Genomic DNA, 23,241 nt, shown 5'->3' with positions numbered 1-23,241 from the left:
GTGGACGGGACCACCCTAGTCGGACGGCGACCCTGCGCAGCGCTTGCGACACGGGGAGAACTCCCCATCGGGACACGACGACGGCGCCGCCCCCAGAGGGGACGGCGCCGTCGGCACGGGAGCGCGTCAGTCGCGCGGCTTCTCGCGCATCTCGTACGTGGTGATGAGGTCGCCCTCCTGCACGTCGTTGAAGCTGCCGAGGTTGATACCGCACTCGAAGCCCTCACGGACCTCGGTGACGTCGTCCTTGAAACGACGCAGGCCGGTGAGCTCGAGGCCCTCGGTGAGCACCACGCCGTTGCGGGTGATGCGCGCCTTGGAACCGCGCTTGATCTCGCCGCTGCGCACGATCGAACCGGCGATGTTGCCGAACTTGCTCGAACGGAAGACCTCACGGATCTCCGCCGTGCCGAGCTCGACCTCCTCGTACTCCGGCTTGAGCATGCCCTTGAGCGCCTGCTCGATCTCCTCGATGGCCTGGTAGATCACGCCGTAGTAGCGGATCTCCACGCCCTCGCGCTCGGCGACCTCGGCGTTCTGGCCCTCGGCGCGGACGTTGAAGCCGATGATGATCGCGTCCGAGGCCATGGCGAGGTTGATGTTGTTGAGCGTGATCGCGCCGACGCCGCGGTCGATGATCCGCAGGTCGACGTCGTCGCCGACGTCGATCTGCAGCAGGGCGTCCTCCAGGGCCTCGACCGAACCCGACACGTCACCCTTGAGGATGAGGTTGAGGGTGTCGATCTTGCCCGCGGCGATGACCTGGTCGAGGTCCTCGAGGCTGATCCGCTTGCGCGCCTTGGCCAGGCTGGCCTGACGGTCGGCGGCCTCACGCTTCTCGGCGATCTGGCGCGCGGTCCGGTCGTCGGGGGCGACGACGAAGGTGTCGCCGGCCCGCGGGACCGAGGAGAGACCGAGCACCTGGACCGGACGGGACGGGCCCGCCTCGTCGACCTGCTTGCCGTGCTCGTCGAGCATGGCGCGCACACGACCGAAGGCCGAGCCGGTGACGATCGCGTCACCGACGTGCAGCGTGCCGGACTGGACGAGGACGGTCGCCGTGGCACCGCGACCCTTGTCGAGGTTGGCCTCGATCGCGACACCACGGGCGTCGCGATCGGGGTTGGCCCGCAGGTCGAGCGCCGCGTCGGCGGTGAGGAGCACCGCGTCGAGCAGGCTGTCGATGTTCTGACCCTGCTTGGCGGAGACGTCGACGAACATCGTGTCGCCGCCGTACTCCTCGGCCACGAGGTTGTACTCGGTGAGCTGGCCGCGGATCTTCGCCGGGTCGGCGCCCTCGACGTCGATCTTGTTGACCGCGACGACGATCGGGACGTCGGCCGCCTGGGCGTGGTTGAGCGCCTCGATCGTCTGCGGCATGACGCCGTCGTCGGCCGCGACCACGAGGATCGCGATGTCGGTGACCTTGGCACCACGGGCACGCATGGCCGTGAAGGCCTCGTGACCCGGGGTGTCGATGAAGGTCAGCGCGCGCTCGTTGCCGTCGTGCTCGGTGTGGATCTGGTAGGCACCGATGTGCTGGGTGATGCCACCGGTCTCGCCGGAGCCGACGTCGGCGTTGCGGATCGCGTCGAGCAGACGCGTCTTGCCGTGGTCGACGTGACCCATGACGGTGACGACCGGCGGGCGGGCCACCAGGTCCTCCTCGTCCTCGGCGTCGACCCCGATCTCGAGGTTGATGTCGAAGGAGTCGAAGAGCTCGCGCTCCTCCTCCTCGGGCGAGACGATCTGGATGTCGTAGCCGAGCTCGGCGCCGAGGAGCTGGAAGGTCTCCTCGTCGAGCGACTGCGTGGCCGTGGCCATCTCACCGAGGTTGAACAGCACGGTGACCAGGGACGCGGGGTTGGCGTTGATCTTGTCCGCGAAGTCGGTCATCGAGGCGCCCTGACGCACGCGCACCACGGTCGAGCCGTCGCCCCGGGGGACGATGACGCCGCCGATCGACGGCGCCTGCATCTGCTCGAACTCGGCCCGCTTGGCGCGCTTGCTCTTGCGCTGCTTGCGCTTGCCGCCACCGCGACCGAAGGCACCCTGGGTGCCGCCACGACCGCCGGGGCCACCGCGGTAGCCACCGCCACCGGGGCCGCCACCGGGACGGGCACCGGGGCCGCCACCGGGACGACCACGACCGCCACCGGGGCCACCACGGCCACCGGGACGCTCACCCGGCCGCGGGACGGCCGAGCTCGACGGCATCATGCCGGGCGAGGGACGGGCGCCACCGGGACGGGGACCGGCCGGGCGCGGACCGCCCTGACCGCCGCCCGCGGCAGCCGGACGCTGACCGGCGCCACCGGGGCGCGGGCCACCGGGACGCTGGCCGGGGCGCGGCATGCCCTGGCTGGACGCGAAGGGGTTGTTGCCGGGGCGGGCGCCGCCGGAGCCACCCCCTTCGCCACGACGGGTCCCCATCCCCTGGCTGGAGGCGAAGGGGTTGTTGCCCGGACGCGGGCCACCGCCGCGCGCGGCAGGCTTGGCCGGGGCCGGCTTGGGGCCGGGCGTCGGGGGCTTGGGGCCGGGCGTCGCGGACGCGGCCGGCGCTGCGGGTGCCTCAGGAGCCGCCGGAGCCTCAGCGGCCGCGGGGGCCTCGGGTGCCGCCGGCGCCTCGGGCGCGGCAGGCGTCGGCTTGGGGCCTGGCGTCGGCGCGGCCTTGGGGCCGGGCGTCGGCGCGGCGGGCTGCTCGGCTGCCGACGGCTTGGGGCCGGGCTTGGCGGCCGGCTTGGCCGCCGCCTTCTTCGCCTTGGGGTCGGCGGCGGGCGGGTTGTCCTTGACCCGACGCACGACCGGCGCCTCGATCGTCGAGCTCGCCGACTTCACGAACTCCCCCATGTCGCCCAGGTGGGCGAGGAGGGCCTTGCTGGAAACCCCGAGCTCCTTGGCGAGCTCGTGGACACGGACCTTGGCCACGTTTCTCCTTCTCTGGTCCGTACCTGAGAGAAGGCGCGGACCGTCGTCAGTTGAGGTGAATGCTCATTGCTGAGTACTCATCGGGTGCTCATCAGCGTCAAACCCGCTCTCGGTTGCTGTACGTACGGATTGCGACTGCGCCATCTGCTCGATCCAGGCACGAAGGGCGTCGGTCGCCTCGACCGGGCGTCGGAACGCTCGAGAGAGGGCCCGCCGCCGGACGGCGAGGTCCAGACAGGCGATGTCGGCGTGGAGCCATGCCCCACGACCCGGCACACGCCGCCGAGGATCGGGGACGGCCGTGGCGATGCCTCGGTCGTCCGTCTCCACGACGATGCGCAGCAGAGTCGACCGGCTATCCCGTCCGCGACACCCGATGCAGGTCCTCACCGGACCCGAGACGGGTGGGTCGGACTGGAGTCCAGTCCGGTCGATCCCCATCAGTCTAGCCCCTGTGCCGTCTGACCTCGTCACCCCTCCGGCTGGCCGGGGACGGCGACGCCCCCGCTGGAGTCCGGAGCGGTGTCGGGTCGGATGTCGATGCGCCAGCCGGTGAGCTTGGCCGCGAGACGGGCGTTCTGCCCCTCCTTGCCGATGGCCAGGGACAGCTGGTAGTCGGGCACGACGACGCGGGCCGAGCGCAGCTTCGGGTCGACGACCGTCACCGACTCGACCTTGGAGGGCGAGAGCGCGGCGGCGATGAAGCGCTGCGGGTCGTCGGACCAGTCGACGATGTCGATCTTCTCGCCCTGCAGGTGGGCCATCACCGCCCGCACCCGGGCACCCATGGCCCCGATGCAGGCGCCCTTGGCGTTGAGGCCCGGCACCTTGGAGTGCACGGCGATCTTCGTGCGGTGACCGGCCTCGCGGGCGAGCGCCGAGATCTCGACCGAGCCGTCGGCGATCTCGGGGACCTCCATGGCGAAGATCTTGCGGACGAGGTTGGGGTGGGTGCGCGAGAGGGTGATCTCGGGACCGCGCAGGCCCCGCTTGACCGAGACGACGTAGACGCGGATCCGGTCGCCGTGGTTGTAGACCTCGCCGGGCACCTGCTCCGAGGAGGGCAGCACCCCCTCGACCGTGCCGAAGTCCACGAGGACGTTGCGGGGGTTGGAGCTCTGCTGGATGACGCCTGCGACGATGTCGCCCTCGCGGCCGCGGAAGTCGCCGAGGATCGCCTCGTCCTCGAGGTCACGCATGCGCTGCGTGATGACCTGGCGCGCGGTAGCCGCGGCGACGCGGCCGAAGTTGTCGGGGGTGTCGTCGAACTCCGGACCCAGCTCGCGGCGCGTGCGGGTGCGCATGAGGGGGGCGCCCTCCTCGTCGACGGGAGGCTCCTCCCCTTCGCCCGCCTCGACCGGGACCTGCTCCTCGACGACGTGCTCCTCACGGGCCCACACGACGACGTGGCCGTCCTTGCGGCCGAGCTCGGCCCGGGCGTTCTTGTAGGCCCCCTCGGTGCGGTGGTAGGCCCCGAGCAGCGCCGCCTCGATCGCGTCGACGAGCACGTCGAAGGGGATCTCGCGCTCGCGCTCGAGCGCCTTGAGGGCGTGGATGTCGATGTCCATGTCAGTCCTCCGTCTCGCCGGGGGCCGGCGTGGTGTCGGGTCGCGTGAACTCCACCTGGGCGACGCCCTTGGAGATCTCGGCGAAGGGGATGTGCTGGGTGTGCGGGGCGTACCGTTTGGTGCCCTTGACGTGCAGGTCGACCCCATCGGCGGTCGTCGCGAGGACCCGGCCGGTGATCTGGGTGCCGTCGCCCTTCGCTCCCTGAGGTGCGAGGCCGTCCGCGGCCGAGCCTCGAAGGGTCACCTCGACGAGGCGACCGACGGTGCGGCGGAAGTGCATCGGCTCGGTGAGCGGTCGGTCGGTGCCCGGGGTGCTCACCTCGAGGGTGTACGGCTGGCTGCCCATGACGTCGCTGGCGTCGAGCGCGTCGCTGACGAGCCGGGTCGCGTCGGCGATCTCGTCGAGCGTCAGCGGCTCGACGGGGGTGTCACCGACGGGGTCGGCGACCGGCCGCTCGACGGTGATCCGCGCGACGCGGCGCTTGCCGGCGGGCGTGACGGCCACTGCGGCCACGGTGAAGTCGTCACCCAACGCGTCGGACACCTGCTCGAGGATGTCCTGGTCCGAACCCATGGGAAGCCTTCCGTGTGGAGTTGCCGTGCTGGCCGCACACTCTAGTCATGATCGGCGCCGGGCGCGGCGTGCGAAGATCGACCACGTGCCCGAACGACCCAGCCGCCGACTCATGCTCACCGGCGCCCTCGCCGTCGCGACGACGGCGCTCACCGGGTGCGGGGTCCGGCTCGAGGACGACGCGCCGGACCTCCCCTTCGTCCCGCGGCGGGAGCCGATCCCCGCGGAGCAGGCGCTGCTCGCGGTCCTCGGGGCCCTCGAGGCCGGGGGCGAGGAGCACGCGACGCAGCGCGCCGACCTGCTGCGCGAGGTCCTCGTCGAGGCCCAGGTACCCGAGAGCGTGATCGCCGACGCGAGCGCGCCGGCGAGCGACGCGGAGACGGCGGCGGCCTTCGAGGCGGCGGTGCGGGAGTGCGGCGCCGGCATGCTCGGGCTCGTCGGCCGGCTCACCGCGACCCACCGCATCACCAGCCCGCTCGGCGACAAGCCACGGCTGTGGACCACTCCCCCGGCCGAGGCCTGGACCGCCGGCAAGATCGCCGCCGACGCCCTCGAGGCGACCCGGGCGACGATGTACGCCCTCGACCTCATCGCGGCCCGCTCCTCCACGACCGTGTCCAAGGCCGTGCTGGACACGGGCACGGAGCTCGAGGGGCTGGCCGTGCGCCAGACCACGGCCGCCGGTAAGCACGTCGGCAGCGCCACCCTCGGCTACGAGCGGCCCGACGACCTGCGCGGCAGCAAGGCGATGGAGTGGGGCACCGAGTCCTTCGGCAAGCTCCTGGTCGCCTACGGCGCCTGCTTCGACGGGCTCGCCGACGACCGCGACGCCGCCCTCGAGACGGTCACGTGGATGGTGACGGCCGAGCGCCTGTCCCGACCGCGTTTCGCCCAGCCGGTCCCCGTGCTCTACGGGGACACGACCGCGACCGGATGAGGGTCGAGGACGCCGCGGCCCTCGTGCCGGCGGACTTCGCGGCGCGAGTCGCGGGCTTCGCTGCCGAAGGGGGTCCCGCCGGCGGTGACTGGGTCGCCGCCCTCCCCCGCCTCGTCGCCGAGGTCCTCGCCGAGTGGGAGCTGACAGTCGACGACGGCGCGATGACCGGCCACTGCTCGCTCGTGCTGCCCGTGCGCCGGCCCGACGGCCGGGCCGTGCTCAAGCTCGGCTGGCCGCACCGCGAGTCCGACGGGGAGCACCTGGCGCTGCGGGCGTGGGACGGACGTGGCGCCGCACGGCTGCTGCGGGCCGACCCGCGTCGGTCGGTGCTGCTGCTCGAGCGGCTGACGAGCGAGGACCTCACCGAGCAGTGGGACGAGGAGGCCGTCGCGGTCGTCGCCGGGCTCTACTCCGACCTGCACGTCGACCCGCTGCCGCAGCTGCCGGCACTCGTGCCGTGGGTCGGGGAGATCCTCGACCGGCCGGCCGCCCGGCGGGTGCCACGGCGATACGTCGAGCAGGCGCGGTCCTCCCTTCGCTCGCTCGGGACCGAGGAGTCTGCTGCGCGATTGCTTCATGGGGACCTGCACTACGGCAACGTCCTGTCCGACGGCACCGACTGGGTGGCGATCGACCCCAAGCCGCTCGTCGGCCACCCCGCGTGGGAGGTCGCTCCCCTGCTCACCAACCGGTGGGCGGAGATGGGCACCGGCCCGTCGCTGCGCTGGTCGGTGCGGCGCCGGGTCGAGGTCGTGTGCGATGTCACGGGGCTCGACGAGGACCTCGTGCGGGCGGTCAGTGCGCTGCGGGCCATGGTGGGTGCGATCTGGGGTGTCGAGGACGGTGACGCCGAGGCGGTCTCGCGAGCGGTGACGCTCGTCAAGGCGCTGGGCGACTGAGGGGTCCCGGCGGGGTCACTCGACAGCGTTGGTGTCACCTGTCGGCGTTGACGCCGCCTGGTTGCCCGGAGAAGGGGGACCAGGTGGCAGCAACGCCGTCAGGCAGCCAGGGCCAGCCCACGCTGGATCTTGGCGCGCACGACCGTGAGGTCGTCCAGATCTGCCCACGTCAGTCGGACGACGACATATCCCAGCGCCCGGAGACGGTCCTCCCTCATCTTCTCGTCCCACAGGTCCTGCGCCTTCTCGTACTTCTTGCGACCGTCGACCTCGATGACGAGCTTCATGTCCTCGTAGAGGAAGTCGACCCGCGCCACGAACTCACCGGCGTCGTCGAAGATCTCCACCTGGGGCGTCGGCATCCGCAAGCCCAGCGTCCGCAGTGCCCATCGCGTGCGGGACTCCGCACCTGACTCCGCGCGGCCGTCCACGAGGGCGAGCATCTTGGCGGGCTCACGCGACCACCGCCACGGTCGAAGGGCGACCATCGCCGCGTCGAGGTCGGCGCGGGTCATCACCTCTCGGTGCAGAGCGTGGTCGGCGCTCACGAGGCCAGCCTCCCCTCCGAAGTGGCTGGCGACCTGGACGCAGGCCACGGCCGGGATGACGGTCAGCAGGCCCCGATGGACCGATGTGAGGGACTCATCGAGAGGCCGGTGGCTCGCCAGACCCGTGTCCGTGCGCCCACGCCCCGACCCGATGCGTGCGACGTGCACGCGGTCGTCGACCCCGTGGACGTCGATACCGCGCACCGCCAGGGCGCTGTGGTGGGTGAGGGCCAGCGGTGGCTTGTGGCCGAGGGCGCGGACCACGGCTCGGGCGCGCAGGTCATGGCGATCCCACGGCTTGGTCTCCCGCCAGCGCTCGCCCTCGACGAGCGCATTGCGGCGGACCCGCACCAGGTCGCCCGCACCGATGGCCCGCTCGACATCGCGGCGACTCGCCCCGCGCCGGTGCAGATCGGCGCTGCTGGCGGTGCCATCACCCGCGTCGAGCGCGGCCCGGATGATCGGATGCATGCCCACATCGTGACCGGGATCGTGGTGGGGGCCGCGGAGTTCTCCACAGCCCGGTGGCCCCGAATCGCCCGGGCCCGAGCCTGTCGGCGTTGCTGTCACCTGGTTGTCCCTCTCCGGGCAACCAGGTGACATCAACGCTGCCCGGTGACATCAACGCTGCCCGGTGACCGAGCGGGTCGACAACATGCTGGTGCACGAGCGGCCCGAGGTGCACGTCGTCGGTGAGAGCCTCGGGGCGACGGCGGGGCAGGCGGTCTCCAGCGGCTCGGGAGCCGAGCGCCCGCGATCGGTGTGCTCGGTGCTGTGGACGGGAACACCCAGCGGGCACCGCGTCGGGCTGCCGCGCGAGGTCTCGGTCGCCAACCTCGACGACCCGGTCGTCCACGCGCGTCGCTGCGCGACGTCGTCGTGCCGCCCGACGGGGCCCAGCGGTGGCTGCCCGTCGTGAGCGCGGTGCACAGCGCGGCGGACTTCGTCGGGCCGCTCGAGGTGCCTGACGGCAGCGGTCACCGCTACGGCCCGGAGCAGGCCGATCGGCTCGCGACGTGCTCGTCGACGAGCTAGTCGACGACGTCGTGGGTCGTCACGGAGCCGGGGGTGATCGGCTCGTCCCAGTCGATGTCGCGGTGCGAGCGCGACCTCAGCCAGGCCAGTGCCGCGCGGATCGTGTGCTCGTGGCTCACGACGACGAGGTGGTCGGGCTGCTCGATGAGGGCCGGGGCGAACCAGTCGCCGACCCGGTCGAAGACCTCCTGCATCGACTCGCCGCCCTCTCCCCAGCGGACCTCGCTGATGTGCTGCCCCTCGGGCACGGGGACCGCGCTCAGCGAGTCGGTGCGCTCGCCCTCGAGGTGGCCGAGCGCCTGCTCGCGCAGGCCGGGCTCGTTGCGCACCGAGGCGCTCCAGCCCATGGGGCGCAAGGCGACCGAGATGATCTCGGCGGTCTGCAGCGCCCGCACGAGGTCGCTGCTCCACAGCGGGAGGGAGTGCTCGCGGCGCGGCGGGCCGATCCGGGCCGCGAGGGCCATGCCGGCGCGCGCCGCGTCGCCCCGCCCGGTGTCGGTGAGCAGGGCCTGGTTGGGCCCCTCGTGGGCACCCTGGACCAGTCCGTCACGGTTCCACGTCGACTGCCCGTGACGGATGAGGTGCACGTGCGTCGGGCTCACGGGCCCCACGCTAGTGGGCAACCGTAGAGTGTCGGTCCGTGAGCGGACTCCTGATCACCGGCACCTCGTCCGACGCGGGCAAGTCCCTCGTCGTGACCGGGCTGTGCCGAGCCCTCGCTCGACGAGGACTGTCGGTCGCGCCCTACAAGGCGCAGAACATGTCCAACCACTCGATGGTCTGCCACGACGGCTCCGAGATCGGTCGCGCGCAGTACCTCCAGGCGCAGGCCGCGGGCGTCGAGGCGACCTCCGCGATGAACCCCGTACTCCTCAAGCCCGGCAGCGACCGTCGCGCGCACGTCGTCGTGCGCGGACGGCCCGCCGGCGAGCTGATGGCCGGCGAGTACGCGACCGGTCGGGCGCACCTGGCCCAGGCGGCCTTCGCCGCCTACGAGGAGCTCGCGACCGAGCACGACCTCGTCGTGTGCGAGGGCGCCGGATCCCCCGCCGAGATCAACCTACGCGCCGGCGACTACGTCAACCTCGGTCTGGCGCAACGGTTTTCGCTTCCGACCGTGCTCGTCGGCGACATCGACCGCGGCGGCGTGCTCGCTGCGCTCTACGGCACCTGGGCGCTCGTGTCCGACGAGGACCGACCGCTGCTCGCGGCCTATGTCATCAACAAGTTCCGCGGCGATGCGTCGGTCCTCGAGCCGGGGCTGGCCGAGATCACCCGCCGCACCGGCATGCCCTCGCTCGGGGTCCTGCCGTGGCTGCAGGAGGTGTGGCTCGACTCCGAGGACTCCCTGTCGATGGGCGCCTGGGGCGACGCCGAGGACGGCGTGCCCGCCGACCGCCGGCTGTCGGTCGCGGTGGTGCGCCTGCCCCGCACCTCCAACGGCACCGACGTCGACGCGCTGGCCGCCGAGCCCGGCGTCGACGTGCGGGTGACGGTCGATGCCGATGCGGTGCGCGAGGCCGACCTCGTCGTCCTGCCCGGATCCCGAGCGACGGCCTCGGACCTCGCGTGGCTGCGGCGCACCGGCCTCGCCGACGTCGTCCTCGAGCGGGCCGCTCGCGGTGCGCCGGTGCTCGGCATCTGCGGTGGCTACCAGATGCTCCTCGACGAGATCGTCGACGACGGGGTCGAAGGCGATGTCCTGAGGTGCGACGCAGGAGCCACGAAGGGGGGCGAGACCACCTCTGCCGCAAGCGTCCCGGGCCTTGGCCTGCTGCCCGGTCGGGTCGTCTTCCACGAGGACAAGGTGCTCGCCCGCCCGAGCGGGAGCTGGCGCGGGCACGGCGTCGAGGGCTACGAGATCCACCACGGCGTCGTCGCGCCGAGCGGCGGCGAGGACTTCCCCGGCGGGCACGCGGTCGGAGCGGTCCGCGGGTCGATCTGGCACGGGACGCTAGAGTGCGACGCCTACCGTCGCGCCCTGCTCGACGACGTGGCCGCGACGACCGGGGCGCGGTGGTCCGCGGCCCCCGGGGCGACCCCCTTCGCCGCTCGTCGTGAAGGGATGATCGACATCCTCGCCGACGCCCTGGAGACGCACGTCGACGTCGACGCCGTCATCGCCATCGCAAAGGAAGGCCGTTGAGCACCAAGGCCCCTCGCCGCATCCACCTCATCGGCATCGGGGCCGGCTCACCCGAGCACGTGACCGCCGAGGCGGCCGCGGCGCTGGCCGAGGTCGACGTCTTCCTCGTCGCCGACAAGGGTGGGGTCAAGGACGAGCTCGTCGCCGTGCGCCGCGCGATCTGCGACCGCTTCATCCCCGCCGACCACGCCTACGAGTTCGTCACCGTGCCGGACCCGAAGCGCGGGCCCGACGCCGACCGCGACTCCGCGGAGTACGCGCAGGGGGTGCGTGACTGGCACGCCGCCCGCACCGACGCCTACGTGCGGATCATCGACGAGCTGCCCGCCGACGCGGTGGTGGGCTTCCTCGTGTGGGGTGATCCCGCCTTCTACGACAGCACGATCCGGGTCGTCGACGCGATCGGCGAGCGGATCCCTACGCGGGTGCGGGTCATCCCGGGCATCTCGGCCTTCCAGACCCTGGCGGCCGCGCACGGCGTCGTGCTGCACCGCGTCGGCGAACCGGTGCACATCACGACCGGCCGCCGCCTCGTCGACGAGTGGCGCGCCGCAGAGGCCGCTGACCTGACGCTCGGCACGGTCGTCGTCATGCTCGACGGGCACCTGCACTGCCGCGAGCTCGCCGCGACCCACCCCGACACGGTGATCCACTGGGGCGCCTACGTCGGCATGCCGCAGCAGAAGCTGCGCGCCGGGCGCCTCGCCGACGTCATCGACGAGATCGTGCAGCTGCGCGCCGATCTGCGCGAGGAGCACGGCTGGGTCATGGACGTCTATGCACTCACCCCTGCATTGCCGTAGGGCAATGCAGGGTCAGCGGGTGCGGGCGGCGATGCGGCGCACGGCGAGGCCCTGCAGCACCATCGAGGCCGCGAGGCAGGCGCCGACGCCCTCGCCGGAGCGCAGGCGCAGGTCGAGCAGCGGCTCCAGACCGAGCTCGCGCAGGACGAGCGCGTGGGCCCGCTCGCGGCTGACCTGTCCGGCGAGCAGGTAGGCCTGGGCGGCCGGCTCGAGGCGCGCGGCGATGACGCCGGGCAACGACGCGGCGAGACCGTCGAGCACGACGGGTGCACCTGCGGCCGCGGCCCCGAGCGCCACGCCGGTGAGCAGGGCGATCTCGGGTCCACCGACCATCGCGAGGAGGCGAAGGGGGTCCCGCTCACCCTGCGTACGCGCCACCGCAGCGGCCACGACCTCCCGCTTGCGGGCGACCATGTCGGCGTCGGAGCCGGAGCCCAGGCCGACGGCGTCCTGAGGCTCGAGGTCGAGGAGGGCACAGGCGAGGGCCGCGGCGACGGTCGTGTTGCCGACGCCGACCTCGCCCAGGCAGACCAGACCGGAGGCCGCGGCCTCGGTGCCGATCTCGCGCCCGGCGGCGACGAGGGCGGCGGCGTCGGCGAGCGTCATGGCTTCCGTGGACGCGAGGTCGCCCCGCTCCCCCGCTGGTCGGGCTCCGTGCGCACCCGGGACCGCCTGGGACACACCGGCGTCCACCCCGACGACGGCGAGCCCGGCTCCCTTCGCCGTGGCGGCACCGAGCGAGGTGCCGGCGACGGTCGCGGCGAGCACGTCGTGGGTGGTCGCTGCGGGGAAGGCGCTGACGCCGAGGCCCGTGACCGGGTGGTCCGCGCCGGCGAGGACGAGGGTGCCGCCGGTGACGTCCTGGGCACCGACGGCGAGCACGCGGTTGAGTGCGCGGTCGAGGACGCCGAGCGACTCCGGCGGCGAGAGCAGCTCGTCGGCGGAGTCGGTCGCGCCGACGAGCCGGTCCGGCTCGGGCCCGCGCAGGTGCGAGACCGGCTGCTGGGGCGCGCCCTCGTCGGCCGGCCAGCGCTCCCGCAGGACGACCTGCTCGAGCGGGGTCTTCTTCGACCAGGCGGCGCGCTCGAGACCAGGCGACGGCGGGCGCTCGTCGGGCCAGCCGAGACAGAGCCAGCCGAGCGTGACGACGCCCTCGGGCAGGCCGAGGAGGTCGGCGAGCTCGTCGGGGTCGAAGAGCGTCACCCACCCCATGCCCAGGCCGTGGGCGCGGGCGGTGAGCCACATGTTCTCGATCGCGGTCGCGCACGACCAGACGTCGGCGTCGGGGAAGGTCGCCCGGCCGAGCACGCCCGTCGCCGGGGTGCGCCGGTCGCAGGCGACGACGACGCCGACGGGGGCCTCGCGCAGGCCCTCGAGCTTGAGGTCGAGCATGCGCGCCGCCCGCTCCGAGGCGAGGTGCGCGGCCTGGTCGACCCGCGCCCTGTCGGCCATCGCGGCGGCCCGGTCACGGGTCGCCGGGTCGGTGACGACGATGAAGCGCCACGGCTGCGAGTGACCGACGCTCGGCGCCCGGTGCCCCGCCTCGAGAACGGCCGTGATCAGATCCTCCGGCACGGCGTCCGGCCGGTAGCGCCGGATGTCACGACGCCCCGCGACGACCGCGGCGAGGGCCTCGGTGACCGCCGCGCCCATCGCCCACCCGGAGGGGTCCTCGCGGCGCTGCGCCGCGCTGCTCGTGTCACCGATCGTCGGGACCGGGCGGGCGTACCTGACGCCTTCGAGGCGCCCACGCGGCGCGTGGGACCCACTACGTCGCTCCTCAGGCACCGGAGGCTCCGTCGTCCTCGAGGTCGCCCTCGATGTCGAGGTAGACCTGCTGCATCGCCCGGACGACCTCGGGGTCGGGCTCCTCCCACAGGCCGCGGTCGGCGGCCTCGGTGAGCTTCTCGACGATGCCGCGCAGCGCCCACGGGTTGGCCCGGCGCATGAACTCCTGGTTGGTCTCGTCGAGGACGTAGTCCTGCGCGATCCGGTCGTACATCCAGTCGTGCACGACGCCGGCCGTCGCATCGAAGCCGAAGAGGTAGTCGACGGTCGCCGCGAGCTCGAAGGCGCCCTTGTAGCCGTGGCGCTGCATCGCCGAGATCCAGCGCGGGTTGACCACGCGCGAGCGGAAGACGCGGTTGGTCTCCTCCTGGAGCGTGCGGGTGCGCACCGCGTCGGGCGAGGTCGAGTCGCCGACATAGGCCTTGGGCTCGGCCCCGGTGAGCGCTCGGACGGTCGCGACCATGCCGCCGTGGTACTGGAAGTAGTCGTCGCTGTCGAGGATGTCTGACTCGCGGTTGTCGACATTCTTCGCCGCGACCTGGATGCGGCGGTAGGTCCGCTCCATGTCCTCGGCGGCCGGTGCACCGTCGAGGTCGCGGCCGTAGGCGTAGCCGCCCCACGCGGTGTAGACCTGCGCGAGATCGTCGTCGCTGCGCCAGTTGCCCGACTCGACGACCTGGAGGATGCCCGCTCCGTAGGAGCCGGGCTTGGAGCCGAAGATCCGTGTGCGAGAGCGCCGCTCGTCACCGTGCTCGGCGAGGTCGGCGACCGTGTGGGCGCGCACGTGGTTGTCCTCGGGGGCCTCGTCGAGACCGGCGACGAGCGCGACGGCGTCGTCGATGAGGGCGATGACGTGCGGGAAGGCGTCGCGGAAGAAGCCCGAGATGCGCACGGTGACGTCGATGCGCGGGCGGCCGAGCTCGGCGAGCGGGATCGGCTCGAGCCCGGTGACGCGGCGGGACTGCTCGTCCCACACCGGGGTCACGCCGAGCAGCGCGAGCACCTCGCCGATGTCGTCGCCGGAGGTGCGCATCGCGCTCGTGCCCCACATCGACAGGCCCACCGAGGTCGGCAGCTCGCCGGTCTCCTCGCGGTAGCGCGCGAGCAGCGAGTCGGCCATCGCCGTGCCGGTCTGGTAGGCCAGCCGCGATGGGATCGCCTTGGGGTCGACGGAGTAGAAGTTGCGCCCCGTGGGCAGGACGTTGACGAGGCCGCGAAGGGGGGACCCGCTCGGCCCCGCGGGGACGTAGCCGCCGTCGAGGGCGTGCAGCACCATCGGCAGCTCGCGCTCGGTCGCGGCGAGCCGCGGCACGACCTGGGTCGCGGCGAACTCGAGCACCCGGGTGACCTCCGCGGCCGCCTCCGGGGCGAGATCGGGCTCGTGCTGCGCGACGAGATCGCCTGCGGCAGAAGGGGACCAGTCCGCGGCGGCGAGGGCCTCGACGAGGTGACGGGCCCTCCCTTCGACCGCATCGGTCTCGGTGGTCGAGGCGTCCTCGGCGAGGCCGAGCGCCGCCCGCAGGCCCGGGACGGACCCGACCTGGCCGGAGAAGACCTGCGCGGCCCGCAGGACCGCGAGCACGAGGTTGACCAGCTCCTCGCCCTGCGGCGCCTGGCCGAGGACGTGGAGGCCGTCGCGGATCTGGACGTCCTTGATCTCGCAGAGCCAGCCGTCGACGTGCATGACGAGGTCGTCGAAGCCGTCGGCGTCGTCGAGGTCGACGTCGTCGCCCAGCCCGAGGTCGACGTGCATCTGCGCGGCGTGCAGCAGCTGCCAGATCTCGCCACGCAGGGCCGGCGCCTTGGCCGGGTCCATGACCGAGACGTTGCCGTACTCGTCGAGGAGCTGCTCGAGGCGAGAGATGTCGCCGTAGGACTCGGCGCGGGCCATCGGCGGGACGAGGTGGTCGACGATCGTCGCGTGGGCACGGCGCTTGGCCTGCGTGCCCTCACCGGGGTCGTTGACGAGGAAGGGGTAGACGAGCGGCAGGTTGCCCAGGGCAGCGTCAGTGCCGCACGAGGCGGACATCGCGAGGTTCTTGCCGGAGAGCCACTCGAGGTTGCCGTGCTTGCCGACGTGGACGACCGCGTGGGCGCCGAACTCCTCCTCGATCCAGCGATAGGTCGCGAGGTAGTGGTGGGTCGGCGGCAGGTCAGGGTCGTGGTAGATCGCGATGGGGTTCTCGCCGAAGCCGCGGGGCGGCTGGACGAGCAGGGCGACATTGCCGCGGACGAGCGCCGCGGTGACGATCTCCTGCTCTCGAGGCTCCTCCGTCGCACCTCGACCCACGTCCCGCACGAAGACCTCGCCGGGCGCCTCGCCCCAGTGCTCGGTCATCGCCTCGCGCAGGTCGGTGGGGAAGGCGTCGAACCACTCCCGGTAGCGCGCGGCCGGGATGCGCACCTGCGCGCCCTCGACCTGCTCCTGGGTGAGCCACTCCTCGTCCTGCCCACCGGCGGCGATGAGCTCGTGGATGAGGGCATTGCCCGACGTCGTGTCAGCGGCCTCGCCTTCGACCGGAGGGAGCGGGTCCATCCCGACGAAGCCGTCACCGAGGTCGTAGCCTGCCTCCCGCATCGCGCGCAGCAGGCGGATCGTCGAGACCGGGGTGTCGAGGCCGACGGCATTGCCCAGGCGGGAGTGCTTCGTCGGGTAGGCCGAGAGGACGACGGCGATCTTGCGCTCGGCGACGGGCGTCGAGCGCAGGCGCGCGTGGTTGACCGCGATGCCGGCGACGCGGGAGGCGCGCTCGGGGTCGGCGACGTAGTGCGGCAGGCCCTCGTCGTCGAACTCCTTGAAGGAGAAGGCGACCGTGATGAGGCGGCCGTCGAACTCGGGGACGGCGACCTGGGTCGCGACGTCGAGCGGGCTCATGCCGTCGTCGGACTCCTCCCAGTCGGCGCGGCCCCAGGTGAGGCACAGGCCCTGGAGGATCGGGATGTCGAGGGCGGCGAGCTTCTCCACGTCCCAGGCCTCGTCGTCCTCGCCGGCGCCGGCGGTGGCGGGCTTGGTGCCGCCGGCCGCGAGGACCGTCGTGACGAGCGCGTCGAGGGTGCCGAGGTGCTCGAGCAGACCGTCGGGGGCGTCGCGCAGCGAGGCGGAGTGGATGACGACGCCCTGGCCGCCGGCAGCGTCGATCGCGTCGGCGAGCGCGTGCGCGTAGTCGGTGTTGCCGGCGGCGTACTGGGCCCGGTAGATGAGGACGCCGACGCGGGGACGACGGGTGTCGCTGCCGGAGGTGTCGAGGGCGGCGGGCTCGTCGCGCTCGAGGACGCCCCACTGGGGCAGCGCCTGCGGCGCCTCGAAGCCCTCGCCGGTGAGCAGGAGGGTGTCGCCGAGGAAGGCGTGCAGCTGCGCGAGGTTGGCCGGTCCCCCTTCGGCCAGGTAGCGGTGGGCCTCCGCGGCGGTGCCGGGCGGGACCGTCGACAGCTCCATGAGCGCGGCGTCGGGCTCCTGGGTGCCGCCGAGGACGACGAGCGGGGCGCTGGCCGAGCGCAGGTCGGCGAAGCCCTCCCACAGCCCCTGCGGGGAGCCGAGGTAGCGCACGACGACGATGTCGGCACCGGCGACGCGCTCGGCGATCTGCTCGTCGGTGAGGCGGGCCGGGTTGCCGACGACGTAGTCGACGCCAGCGCTGCGCGCGCTCAGCAGGTCGGTGTCGGAGGTGGACAGCAGGGCGACGGTGGTCACGTCTGGCTCCTTGGCGGGGGTCCGCGCCCCGCGATCGAAGGGAGGGACCCGCACGGTCTCGTGCAGGCCGGCCGACAGAGCGTGTCTGACTCGCGAAGGGGGCTTCGCTCACAGTGGCGGGACCGTCCCGGACTTGCACCGGGTTCCGCGCTGCTCGGTTGCGGGCAGCCTACCGGGGGCCCGCAGTAGCGCGGCAGCGCTGTGAGTACACCGCCGCGTAGGCTGCCCTGCCGTGAGCACACCGACGCCCTCCCGCAGCGGGGCCGACCGCTGCCCGGGGCTGCTCACCCCCTTCGTCTCGGCAGACGGGGCGATGGTGCGCCTGCGGGTGCCGGGAGGCCGGGTGGACGCCGCCAGCCTGCTCGAGATCTCTTCTCTCGCAAGCCGGTTCGGCAACCCGGACATCACGGTCACCTCGCGCGGCAGCCTGCAGCTGCGCGGCCTGCCCGACCCGCTCCCTCGCGAGCTCATCACGGCGATCGACGACCTCGGGCTCGTCCCCTCCGGGCCGCACGACAAGGCGCGCAACATCGTCGGCGATCCACATGCCGGACTCGACGACCTCGTGACCGCCCTCGACGAGGAGCTGCTCGCGGACCCCGGGCTGGCGGAGCTGCCGGGCCGCTTCCTGCTCGCCGTCGCCTCCCCCGACGGGCCCGTGCTCGCCGAGCCGTGGGACGTCGCGGTCATCGCCCCGCCCCTGCCTGAGCCCACGCTGCCTGAGGTGCGACGAAGGAGCCTCGAAGGCACCGCACAGGTCGTCGCCGACGGTCGCGCAGTCACCGTCTCGCGCGCCCGGGCCGCCGCGACGGCTCTCGACGTCGCCCGGCGCTTCCTCGCCGCCCGGACCGACACCCGCACGTGGAACCTGCGCGACCTGCCCGACGAGGACCGGGGCGACCTGCTGCCGGGGGGCTCCCCCTTCGACGTCGTGGCGGGCGACCCACCTGAGCCGGGGCCGGCGGGGGACGACCTCGTGGCGCTCGTGCCGCTGGGGCTGCTGACTCCGGCGATGGTGGAGGGGCTTCGAGAGGTCGCCGGGTCTCGAGAGTCGTCGCAGGGCTCCTCCCACCTCGACCAGCGGATCGTCGTCACGCCCTGGCGCTCGGTCGTCGTGCCGGGGGCCGCGGGGCGGGCCGAGGAGCTCGCGGCGGCCGGCTTCGCCACGGCCGCCGACTCCCCCTGGACCGTCCTCACCGCCTGCGCCGGAGCCCCCTCGTGCGGGCGGACGACGACCCGCACGCGCGACCTCGCCAGGGAGGCCGCCCCCTTCGTCGACGTCGCCGGACCGGCCGTGCACGTCATCGGCTGCGAGCGCTCGTGCGGCCACCCCGCCCGCGCCCACGCGACCGCCCTCAACCCCACCAACGCAGCGGATGTCGTTGCGGCACAACACGAGAAGGCTTGATGAACCCCCTTCGCCAACCGCCTCGCCGGTACGACTACGTCACCGACGGGCAGGAGATCTACCGCCGCTCCTTCGGGATGATCCGCGACGAGGCCGACCTCAGCGGTCTGCCCGCCGACCTCCACGGTGCTGCCGTGCGGATCATCCACGCCGCTGGTGACGTCGGCATCACGAGCGAGATCGCCGGCCACCCCGAGGTCGCCGCTGCCGCCCACGCTGCGCTCGTCGCCGGGGCGCCGATCCTCACCGACAGCAACATGCTCGCGCAGGGCGTCACCCGCCGCCGCCTGCCCGTCGACAACGAGGTGGTCTGCACCCTGCGCGAGCCGCAGGTGCCCGACCTCGCCGCCCAGTGGGGCACGACCCGCGCGGCCGCCGCCGTCTCCCTCTGGGGCGAGCGGCTCGAGGGTGCCGTCGTCGCGATCGGCAATGCGCCGACCGCCCTCTTCCACCTGCTCGAGCTGCTCCACGACGGCGCCCCGTGTCCGGCCGCGATCGTCGGGATGCCCGTCGGCTTCGTCGGGTCCGCGGAGTCCAAGGTCGCCCTCGCCGAGCACGACCTGCCCGGCGGCCCGGTCCCCTGGCTCGTCGTCCACGGCCGCCGCGGCGGGTCCGCGATGGCCGCTGCCGCGCTCAACGCCCTCGCCCACCGGGACGAGCTGGCATGAGCGGCGGCCGCTTCTACGGCGTCGGCATCGGCCCCGGCGACCCCGAGCTCATCACTCTCAAGGCCGCCCGGCTCATCCGTGACGCCGACGTCATCGCCTACCACGCGGGCACCGGCAAGCAGTCGCTCGCGCGCTCCATCGCCGCCGACCTCATCCCCGAGGGCGCCATCGAGGAAGAGCTGCGCTACCCGGTGACGACCGGCTTCACCGACCACCCTCGCGGCTACTACGGGGCCCTCGCCGACTTCTACGACGAGTGCTGCGACCGGCTCGAGACCCACCTTGCTGCCGGCCGCAGCGTCGTCGTCCTCGCCATCGGCGACCCGCTCTTCTTCGGCTCCTTCATGTACGTCCATGACCGGCTGAGTCCGCGCTACCCCACCGAGGTCGTCCCCGGGATCACCTCGCTGTCCGCCGCCACCGCCGCGGTCGCGACCGGCCTGTGCCGTCACGAGGACACCCTCACCGTCCTGCCCGGCACCTTGCCCGTGCCCGAGCTGGCCCGGCGTCTCGCCGACACCGATGCGGCGATCATCATGAAGCTCGGCCGCACCTTCGCCGGTGTCCGCGAGGCCCTGCGCCAGGCAGGGATGCTCGAGCGTGCCGTCTACGTCGAGCGCGCGTCCTACCCGGGCGAGCTCGTCATGCCGGCTGCCGAGGTCGACGAGGGCCGGGTGCCCTACATGTCGATCGTTGTCGTCCCGGGCGAGGGGCTGCGTGACGATGCCGCCGGCCGGGCCGCGGACTTCGCGCGGCTGACGGGTGGTACGGAGTCCCCTGATCTCGAGGGTCGGCTGCGGGCGGCCTCCCACCTCGATCAGCGGGAGGTGGGCACGGTGCACGTCGTCGGGCTCGGCCCGGGTCCGGACCACTGGCTCACGCCGCAGGCGAGCGAGGTGCTCGCCCGGGTCGACCACGTCGTCGGCTACGCGCCCTACGTCGCGCGGGTGCCGCAGCGCGAGGGCCTGACCCGCCATGCCTCCGGCAACTCGGTCGAGCTCGACCGCGGGCGCCTGGCGCTCGACCTGGCCCGCGAGGGGGCGGACGTCGCACTCGTCTCGGGCGGTGACGCTGGTGTCTTCGGCATGGCGACGGCGCTCTTCGAGTCGCGCGAGGCGGCCCTCTCCGACGACCCCGGCTACGCCGACGTGCCCGTCGAGGTCGTGCCCGGCGTCACCGCAGCACACGCGGCGAGCGCCCTCGTCGGCGCCGCCCTCGGCGGCGACCATGCCCTGGTCAACCTCAGCGACAACCTCAAGCCGTGGGAGGTCCTCGCCGCACGGCTGACCGCGCTGGCGACGAACGACATCTCGGTCGCCCTCTACAACCCGCGCTCCCGCTCGCGCCCGGACACCCTCGGGGCCGCCCGTGACCTGCTCGTCGAGGCCGTCGGCCCGGAGCGCGTCGTCGTCGTCGCGCGCCACGTCGGCCGCGACGAGGAGTCGTCATGGGTGACGACGCTCGGCGAGCTCGACGTCGAGGCCGTCGACATGGGCTGCCTCGTCGTCGTCGGCGCCTCGACGACCCGGGTCACCGACGACGGTCGGGTGTGGACGCCGCGCTCGGTCGGCTGACTCCCGTGCACAAGAGGTCCCGCTGAGGGCGATCTGGGGCGGTCAACGCCACGAGATGCACCAGGACGACCTCTTGTGCTCACCCCCAGAAGGGCGGCGGTCCTGCCGGCGCGTCCTCGCGCGGTGACGGCAGCCGGGTACCGTCTCCCCACCCCTTCGCCCACTCCGGCACGTGGCTCGGCGGAGGCGTCATCCCGAGCATCGGCCACAGCCGGTCGGTATCGACGCCCTTGCCCCGCTGGAGGAAGCGCATGCGCACCAGAGTCTGCGCGCTCACCTGACCGTCGGCGACGAAGCGCTGCTCGAAGAAGACGCTGACCCGGTCCCAGCCGGCGATCACGGTGTGCAGCTCGTAGGCCTGCAGCGGCTGCAGCGAGCTGCGGAAGGTCATCGTCTCCTGCATGACGACCGGTGCCACCCGCCGCCGGACCTGCGCCAGCCCCCACCCGGAGCGGATCGCCAGGTCGATGCGCCCGAGGTCGGCCATCGTGAAGTAGACGCCGTTGTTCATGTGCCACGCGAAGTCGATGTCGTTGGGCAGCACCCGCAGCGGCAGGACGGCGACCTCGCCGGGGGCGACCGGGCCGCGCCGCCTCGCGGTGGCGACGGTCCACAGAATGCGGGGGACGCGGTTCATCGGGGTCCTCGGTGGGTGTCCGGAGCAGGGCCGAGGCAGCCTAACCCGGGCGGGAACCGCTGCTAGCGTGCCAGCCGTGAGCGCCTCCACGATGCCCACCAGCCCTGACTGGGACCTCGTCCGCCGTGCCGAGGGCCCCCGCGCCCCGCTCGCCGACCGGGTCGCCAGCGAGCTCGAACGCGGCCGCCGCGACTACGCGCCGCCCGAGGTCGGCAGCGACGTCGTGAGCGACAAGGTGCGCCGCGTCCAGGAGGACGCCTACAACCGGGCCCGGCTCGAGCGGATCGCCGACGTCGTCCTGCCCGGCGAGGAGCTCGTCGAGGTGGGGTGCGGCGCCGGGTTCGTCGCCGCCCGCGCCCTGGCGGCCGGTGCCGCGTCGTACCGGGCCATGGACCTCGAGGCCAGCTGCGTGCGGCGCACCGGACGGCTGCTCGACGCGCTCGGCCACGAGGACCGGGTCCGCTCGATCGTCGAGAAGGACCTCTACACCCTCGAGCCCGGTGACCTCGACGACGCCTCGCTCGTCATCTGCTCCGAGGTGGTCGAGCACGTCCCCGACCCCGAGCTCGCTCTTGAGACCCTCGGCCGGGCGCTGCCCGAGGACGCCGACCTGCTCTTCACCGTGCCCCTGCTCGGCCGGCTCGAGCAGGTCTGGGGCCACCTGTCGATCTTCACCGCCGAGCGACTCCAGTCGATGCTCGAGCGGGCCGGGCTCGAGGCCCTGCTTGTCGAGCCGCTCGCCGACCGCTGGGTCCTCGTCGTCGCGGGCCACCCGGGCGGGTCGCAGCGGCGCACCGCCCGCGTCGAGCAGCTCCTCGCCGCCGGCAGCCGGCACCCCGAGGTCACCCGCGACGAGGCGTCGCCGGCCACCCCGCCGCAGCCCACGCGGTTCGACAACGTGCCGCTGGGCTCGCTCGACGTCTCCGCCGTGAGCTCCTCGCGGGCCGCCGTCGAGGTCACCCCACCGACCCCTGACGAAGGGAGCGCCGCCGCCACCGTCACCGCGGCGGGCTCGCCGCTCCCGTGGCGCCGAGCCACCGGAGGGCTCGCCCTCTCCCTCGCCGACGTCGACCCGGTGCAGGGCGTGCGCCTCGAGCTCGAGGTCGACTCCCTCGCCGACGTCACGGCGGTCACCGTCACCTTCCCCGGCGCCGCGTCGGGCCGCTCCGCCACGTGGACCTGGTCGCCCTCGCGACGGGACGTGCAGAGCCACCGGCGGCGGACCTTCTCGCTGCGCCCGGGGCGGAGCATCACCCCCTTCGCCGCCCCGCGGAGCGCCGACCTCACCGGGGCGCGGCGCGTCGAGGTGACCCTCACCGTGCGCCCGGGGCGCACCGCCCACCTGGACCTCAGCCGCATCGCCTGGATCCGCTGACGGCTGTCGGTGGCACCAGCCACGCTGGGTCGATGGCGACGATCTACTGCACCGCGACGAGTCTGGACGGCTACATCGCCGACGACGAGGAGAGCCTGTCGTGGCTCTTCGCGACGCCGGCCCACGACAAGGACCCCGGCGGGAGGTACGGCGACGGCGACAGCCTCGACTTCGACCAGTTCCTCCCGACGGTCGGCGCGGTCGTGTGCGGTGCCAACACCTATGCGTGTGTCCACCGCGAGCTGACCCACGACGGGCAGGACTTCGCGTGGCCCTACGAGCAGCCGTCGTGGATCATCACGCACCGCGACCTCGACCTGCCCGACGGCGTGCGGGCCCACGCGGGTGACGTGCGCGAGGTGCAAGCGGCCGCGACGGAGGCGGCCGACGGCAAGGACGTGTGGATCGTCGGGGGCGGTGACCTCGCCGGGCAGTTCGCCGACGCGGGGCTGCTCGACAAGGTGTGGGTCCACCAGACGCCCGTCGTCCTGGGGGCGGGCGCTCCCCTGCTCCCCCGGCGCCTGCGGCTGCGGCGCGAGCGGGTCGAGCGCGACGGTCAGTTCACCGCCATGCTCTTCGAGGTCGTCGGCCCGGAGCCGCGGCGTGCCGGTGAGGTCGACGGCGCGGCCGGGGTATACGCCGAGGGGTGAGCCGGGGCTACG

General features: G+C 73.3%; 19 protein-coding genes and 1 riboswitch. Of the genes, 10 read left to right on the top strand and 9 right to left on the bottom strand.

Features of this window, described 5'->3' with window-relative positions:
- Positions 1-126 precede the first annotated feature (126 nt).
- The 4 genes from infB to rimP form a co-directional block, all read right to left on the bottom strand.
- Positions 127-2,928 carry a translation initiation factor IF-2 gene (gene infB, locus NYE39_RS16595; RefSeq protein ID WP_192911755.1) on the bottom strand — a complete coding sequence of 934 codons (2,802 nt, stop codon included), beginning with the start codon at positions 2,926-2,928 and terminating at the stop codon, positions 127-129.
- Positions 2,929-2,991: 63 nt separating this feature from the next.
- The gene (locus NYE39_RS16590; RefSeq protein WP_072624211.1) at positions 2,992-3,369 is read right to left on the bottom strand and encodes a YlxR family protein; all 378 of its coding nucleotides are present in this window, start codon (positions 3,367-3,369) and stop codon (positions 2,992-2,994) included.
- 29 nt (positions 3,370-3,398) lie between these two features.
- Positions 3,399-4,496 (bottom strand): transcription termination factor NusA, encoded by a 1,098-nt coding sequence (gene nusA / locus NYE39_RS16585; RefSeq protein ID WP_072624210.1) that lies wholly within the window; start codon positions 4,494-4,496, stop codon positions 3,399-3,401.
- 1 nt (position 4,497) lies between these two features.
- Positions 4,498-5,070: a ribosome maturation factor RimP gene (gene rimP / locus NYE39_RS16580; RefSeq protein WP_072624209.1), complete on the bottom strand. Its 573-nt coding sequence runs from the start codon at positions 5,068-5,070 to the stop codon at positions 4,498-4,500.
- 85 nt (positions 5,071-5,155) lie between these two features.
- Here rimP and NYE39_RS16575 point away from each other — a divergent pair, with 85 nt between their 5' ends.
- Positions 5,156-6,007 (top strand): hypothetical protein, encoded by an 852-nt coding sequence (locus NYE39_RS16575; RefSeq protein ID WP_341013329.1) that lies wholly within the window; start codon positions 5,156-5,158, stop codon positions 6,005-6,007.
- Positions 6,004-6,906 (top strand): aminoglycoside phosphotransferase family protein, encoded by a 903-nt coding sequence (locus NYE39_RS16570; protein WP_072624207.1) that lies wholly within the window; start codon positions 6,004-6,006, stop codon positions 6,904-6,906. The genes NYE39_RS16575 and NYE39_RS16570 overlap by 4 nt, the downstream gene beginning before the upstream one ends.
- Positions 6,907-7,004: 98 nt before the next feature.
- Here the strand turns inward: NYE39_RS16570 and NYE39_RS16565 are convergent, their stop codons facing one another.
- Complete coding sequence (locus NYE39_RS16565) at positions 7,005-7,925, bottom strand: endonuclease domain-containing protein (RefSeq protein WP_341013328.1); 921 nt, start codon at positions 7,923-7,925, stop codon at positions 7,005-7,007.
- A gap of 163 nt (positions 7,926-8,088) precedes the next feature.
- On the opposite strand from NYE39_RS16565, the gene NYE39_RS16560 reads away from it, so the two are divergent.
- Positions 8,089-8,373 carry an alpha/beta-hydrolase family protein gene (locus tag NYE39_RS16560; RefSeq protein ID WP_072624205.1) on the top strand — a complete coding sequence of 95 codons (285 nt, stop codon included), beginning with the start codon at positions 8,089-8,091 and terminating at the stop codon, positions 8,371-8,373.
- 112 nt (positions 8,374-8,485) lie between these two features.
- On the opposite strand, the gene NYE39_RS16555 is transcribed toward NYE39_RS16560, so the two are convergent.
- Complete coding sequence (locus NYE39_RS16555) at positions 8,486-9,091, bottom strand: histidine phosphatase family protein (protein WP_072624204.1); 606 nt, start codon at positions 9,089-9,091, stop codon at positions 8,486-8,488.
- Positions 9,092-9,129: 38 nt separating this feature from the next.
- Between NYE39_RS16555 and NYE39_RS16550 the strand changes: the two genes are divergently transcribed.
- The gene (locus NYE39_RS16550) at positions 9,130-10,635 is read left to right on the top strand and encodes a cobyric acid synthase (RefSeq protein ID WP_192911750.1); all 1,506 of its coding nucleotides are present in this window, start codon (positions 9,130-9,132) and stop codon (positions 10,633-10,635) included.
- Entirely contained in the window at positions 10,632-11,438 is an 807-nt protein-coding gene (gene cobF, locus NYE39_RS16545; RefSeq protein ID WP_072624202.1) for a precorrin-6A synthase (deacetylating), read from the top strand. Before NYE39_RS16550 ends, cobF begins: the two co-directional genes overlap by 4 nt.
- Before the next feature lie 12 nt (positions 11,439-11,450).
- Here the strand turns inward: cobF and bluB are convergent, their stop codons facing one another.
- Positions 11,451-13,226, bottom strand: a complete 1,776-nt coding sequence (gene bluB, locus NYE39_RS16540) for a 5,6-dimethylbenzimidazole synthase (RefSeq protein WP_341013327.1) — start codon at positions 13,224-13,226, stop codon at positions 11,451-11,453.
- Positions 13,219-16,917 (bottom strand): cobaltochelatase subunit CobN, encoded by a 3,699-nt coding sequence (gene cobN, locus NYE39_RS16535; protein WP_341013326.1) that lies wholly within the window; start codon positions 16,915-16,917, stop codon positions 13,219-13,221. The genes bluB and cobN overlap by 8 nt, the downstream gene beginning before the upstream one ends.
- Positions 16,918-16,976: 59 nt before the next feature.
- A riboswitch (cobalamin riboswitch) is annotated at positions 16,977-17,106 on the bottom strand.
- Positions 17,107-17,149: 43 nt separating this feature from the next.
- Here cobN and NYE39_RS16530 point away from each other — a divergent pair.
- The 3 genes from NYE39_RS16530 to NYE39_RS16520 are packed head-to-tail and all read left to right on the top strand — an operon-like array spanning position 17,150 to position 20,567.
- Complete coding sequence (locus tag NYE39_RS16530; protein WP_072624199.1) at positions 17,150-18,325, top strand: hypothetical protein; 1,176 nt, start codon at positions 17,150-17,152, stop codon at positions 18,323-18,325.
- The gene (locus NYE39_RS16525; RefSeq protein ID WP_341013325.1) at positions 18,325-18,993 is read left to right on the top strand and encodes a precorrin-8X methylmutase; all 669 of its coding nucleotides are present in this window, start codon (positions 18,325-18,327) and stop codon (positions 18,991-18,993) included. Before NYE39_RS16530 ends, NYE39_RS16525 begins: the two co-directional genes overlap by 1 nt.
- Positions 18,990-20,567 carry a precorrin-2 C(20)-methyltransferase gene (locus tag NYE39_RS16520; protein ID WP_341013324.1) on the top strand — a complete coding sequence of 526 codons (1,578 nt, stop codon included), beginning with the start codon at positions 18,990-18,992 and terminating at the stop codon, positions 20,565-20,567. The genes NYE39_RS16525 and NYE39_RS16520 overlap by 4 nt, the downstream gene beginning before the upstream one ends.
- A gap of 79 nt (positions 20,568-20,646) precedes the next feature.
- Here NYE39_RS16520 and NYE39_RS16515 read toward each other — a convergent pair whose 3' ends face one another.
- The gene (locus NYE39_RS16515) at positions 20,647-21,204 is read right to left on the bottom strand and encodes an acyl-CoA thioesterase (protein WP_072624196.1); all 558 of its coding nucleotides are present in this window, start codon (positions 21,202-21,204) and stop codon (positions 20,647-20,649) included.
- 76 nt (positions 21,205-21,280) lie between these two features.
- Between NYE39_RS16515 and NYE39_RS16510 the strand changes: the two genes are divergently transcribed.
- Both NYE39_RS16510 and NYE39_RS16505 read left to right on the top strand, forming a co-directional pair.
- On the top strand, positions 21,281-22,579 hold the full coding sequence (locus NYE39_RS16510) for a class I SAM-dependent methyltransferase (protein ID WP_192911745.1): 1,299 nt from the start codon (positions 21,281-21,283) through the stop codon (positions 22,577-22,579).
- A gap of 32 nt (positions 22,580-22,611) precedes the next feature.
- Complete coding sequence (locus NYE39_RS16505; RefSeq protein WP_341013323.1) at positions 22,612-23,229, top strand: dihydrofolate reductase family protein; 618 nt, start codon at positions 22,612-22,614, stop codon at positions 23,227-23,229.
- Positions 23,230-23,241: the final 12 nt, after the last annotated feature.

Origin of the sequence: Janibacter sp. FSL W8-0316 (assembly GCF_038004165.1) — a bacterium.
GTDB lineage: Bacteria > Actinomycetota > Actinomycetes > Actinomycetales > Dermatophilaceae > Janibacter > Janibacter indicus.
The sequence above is the reverse complement of the archived record's forward strand: the minus strand, read 5'-3'. Positions and strand labels throughout refer to the sequence as shown.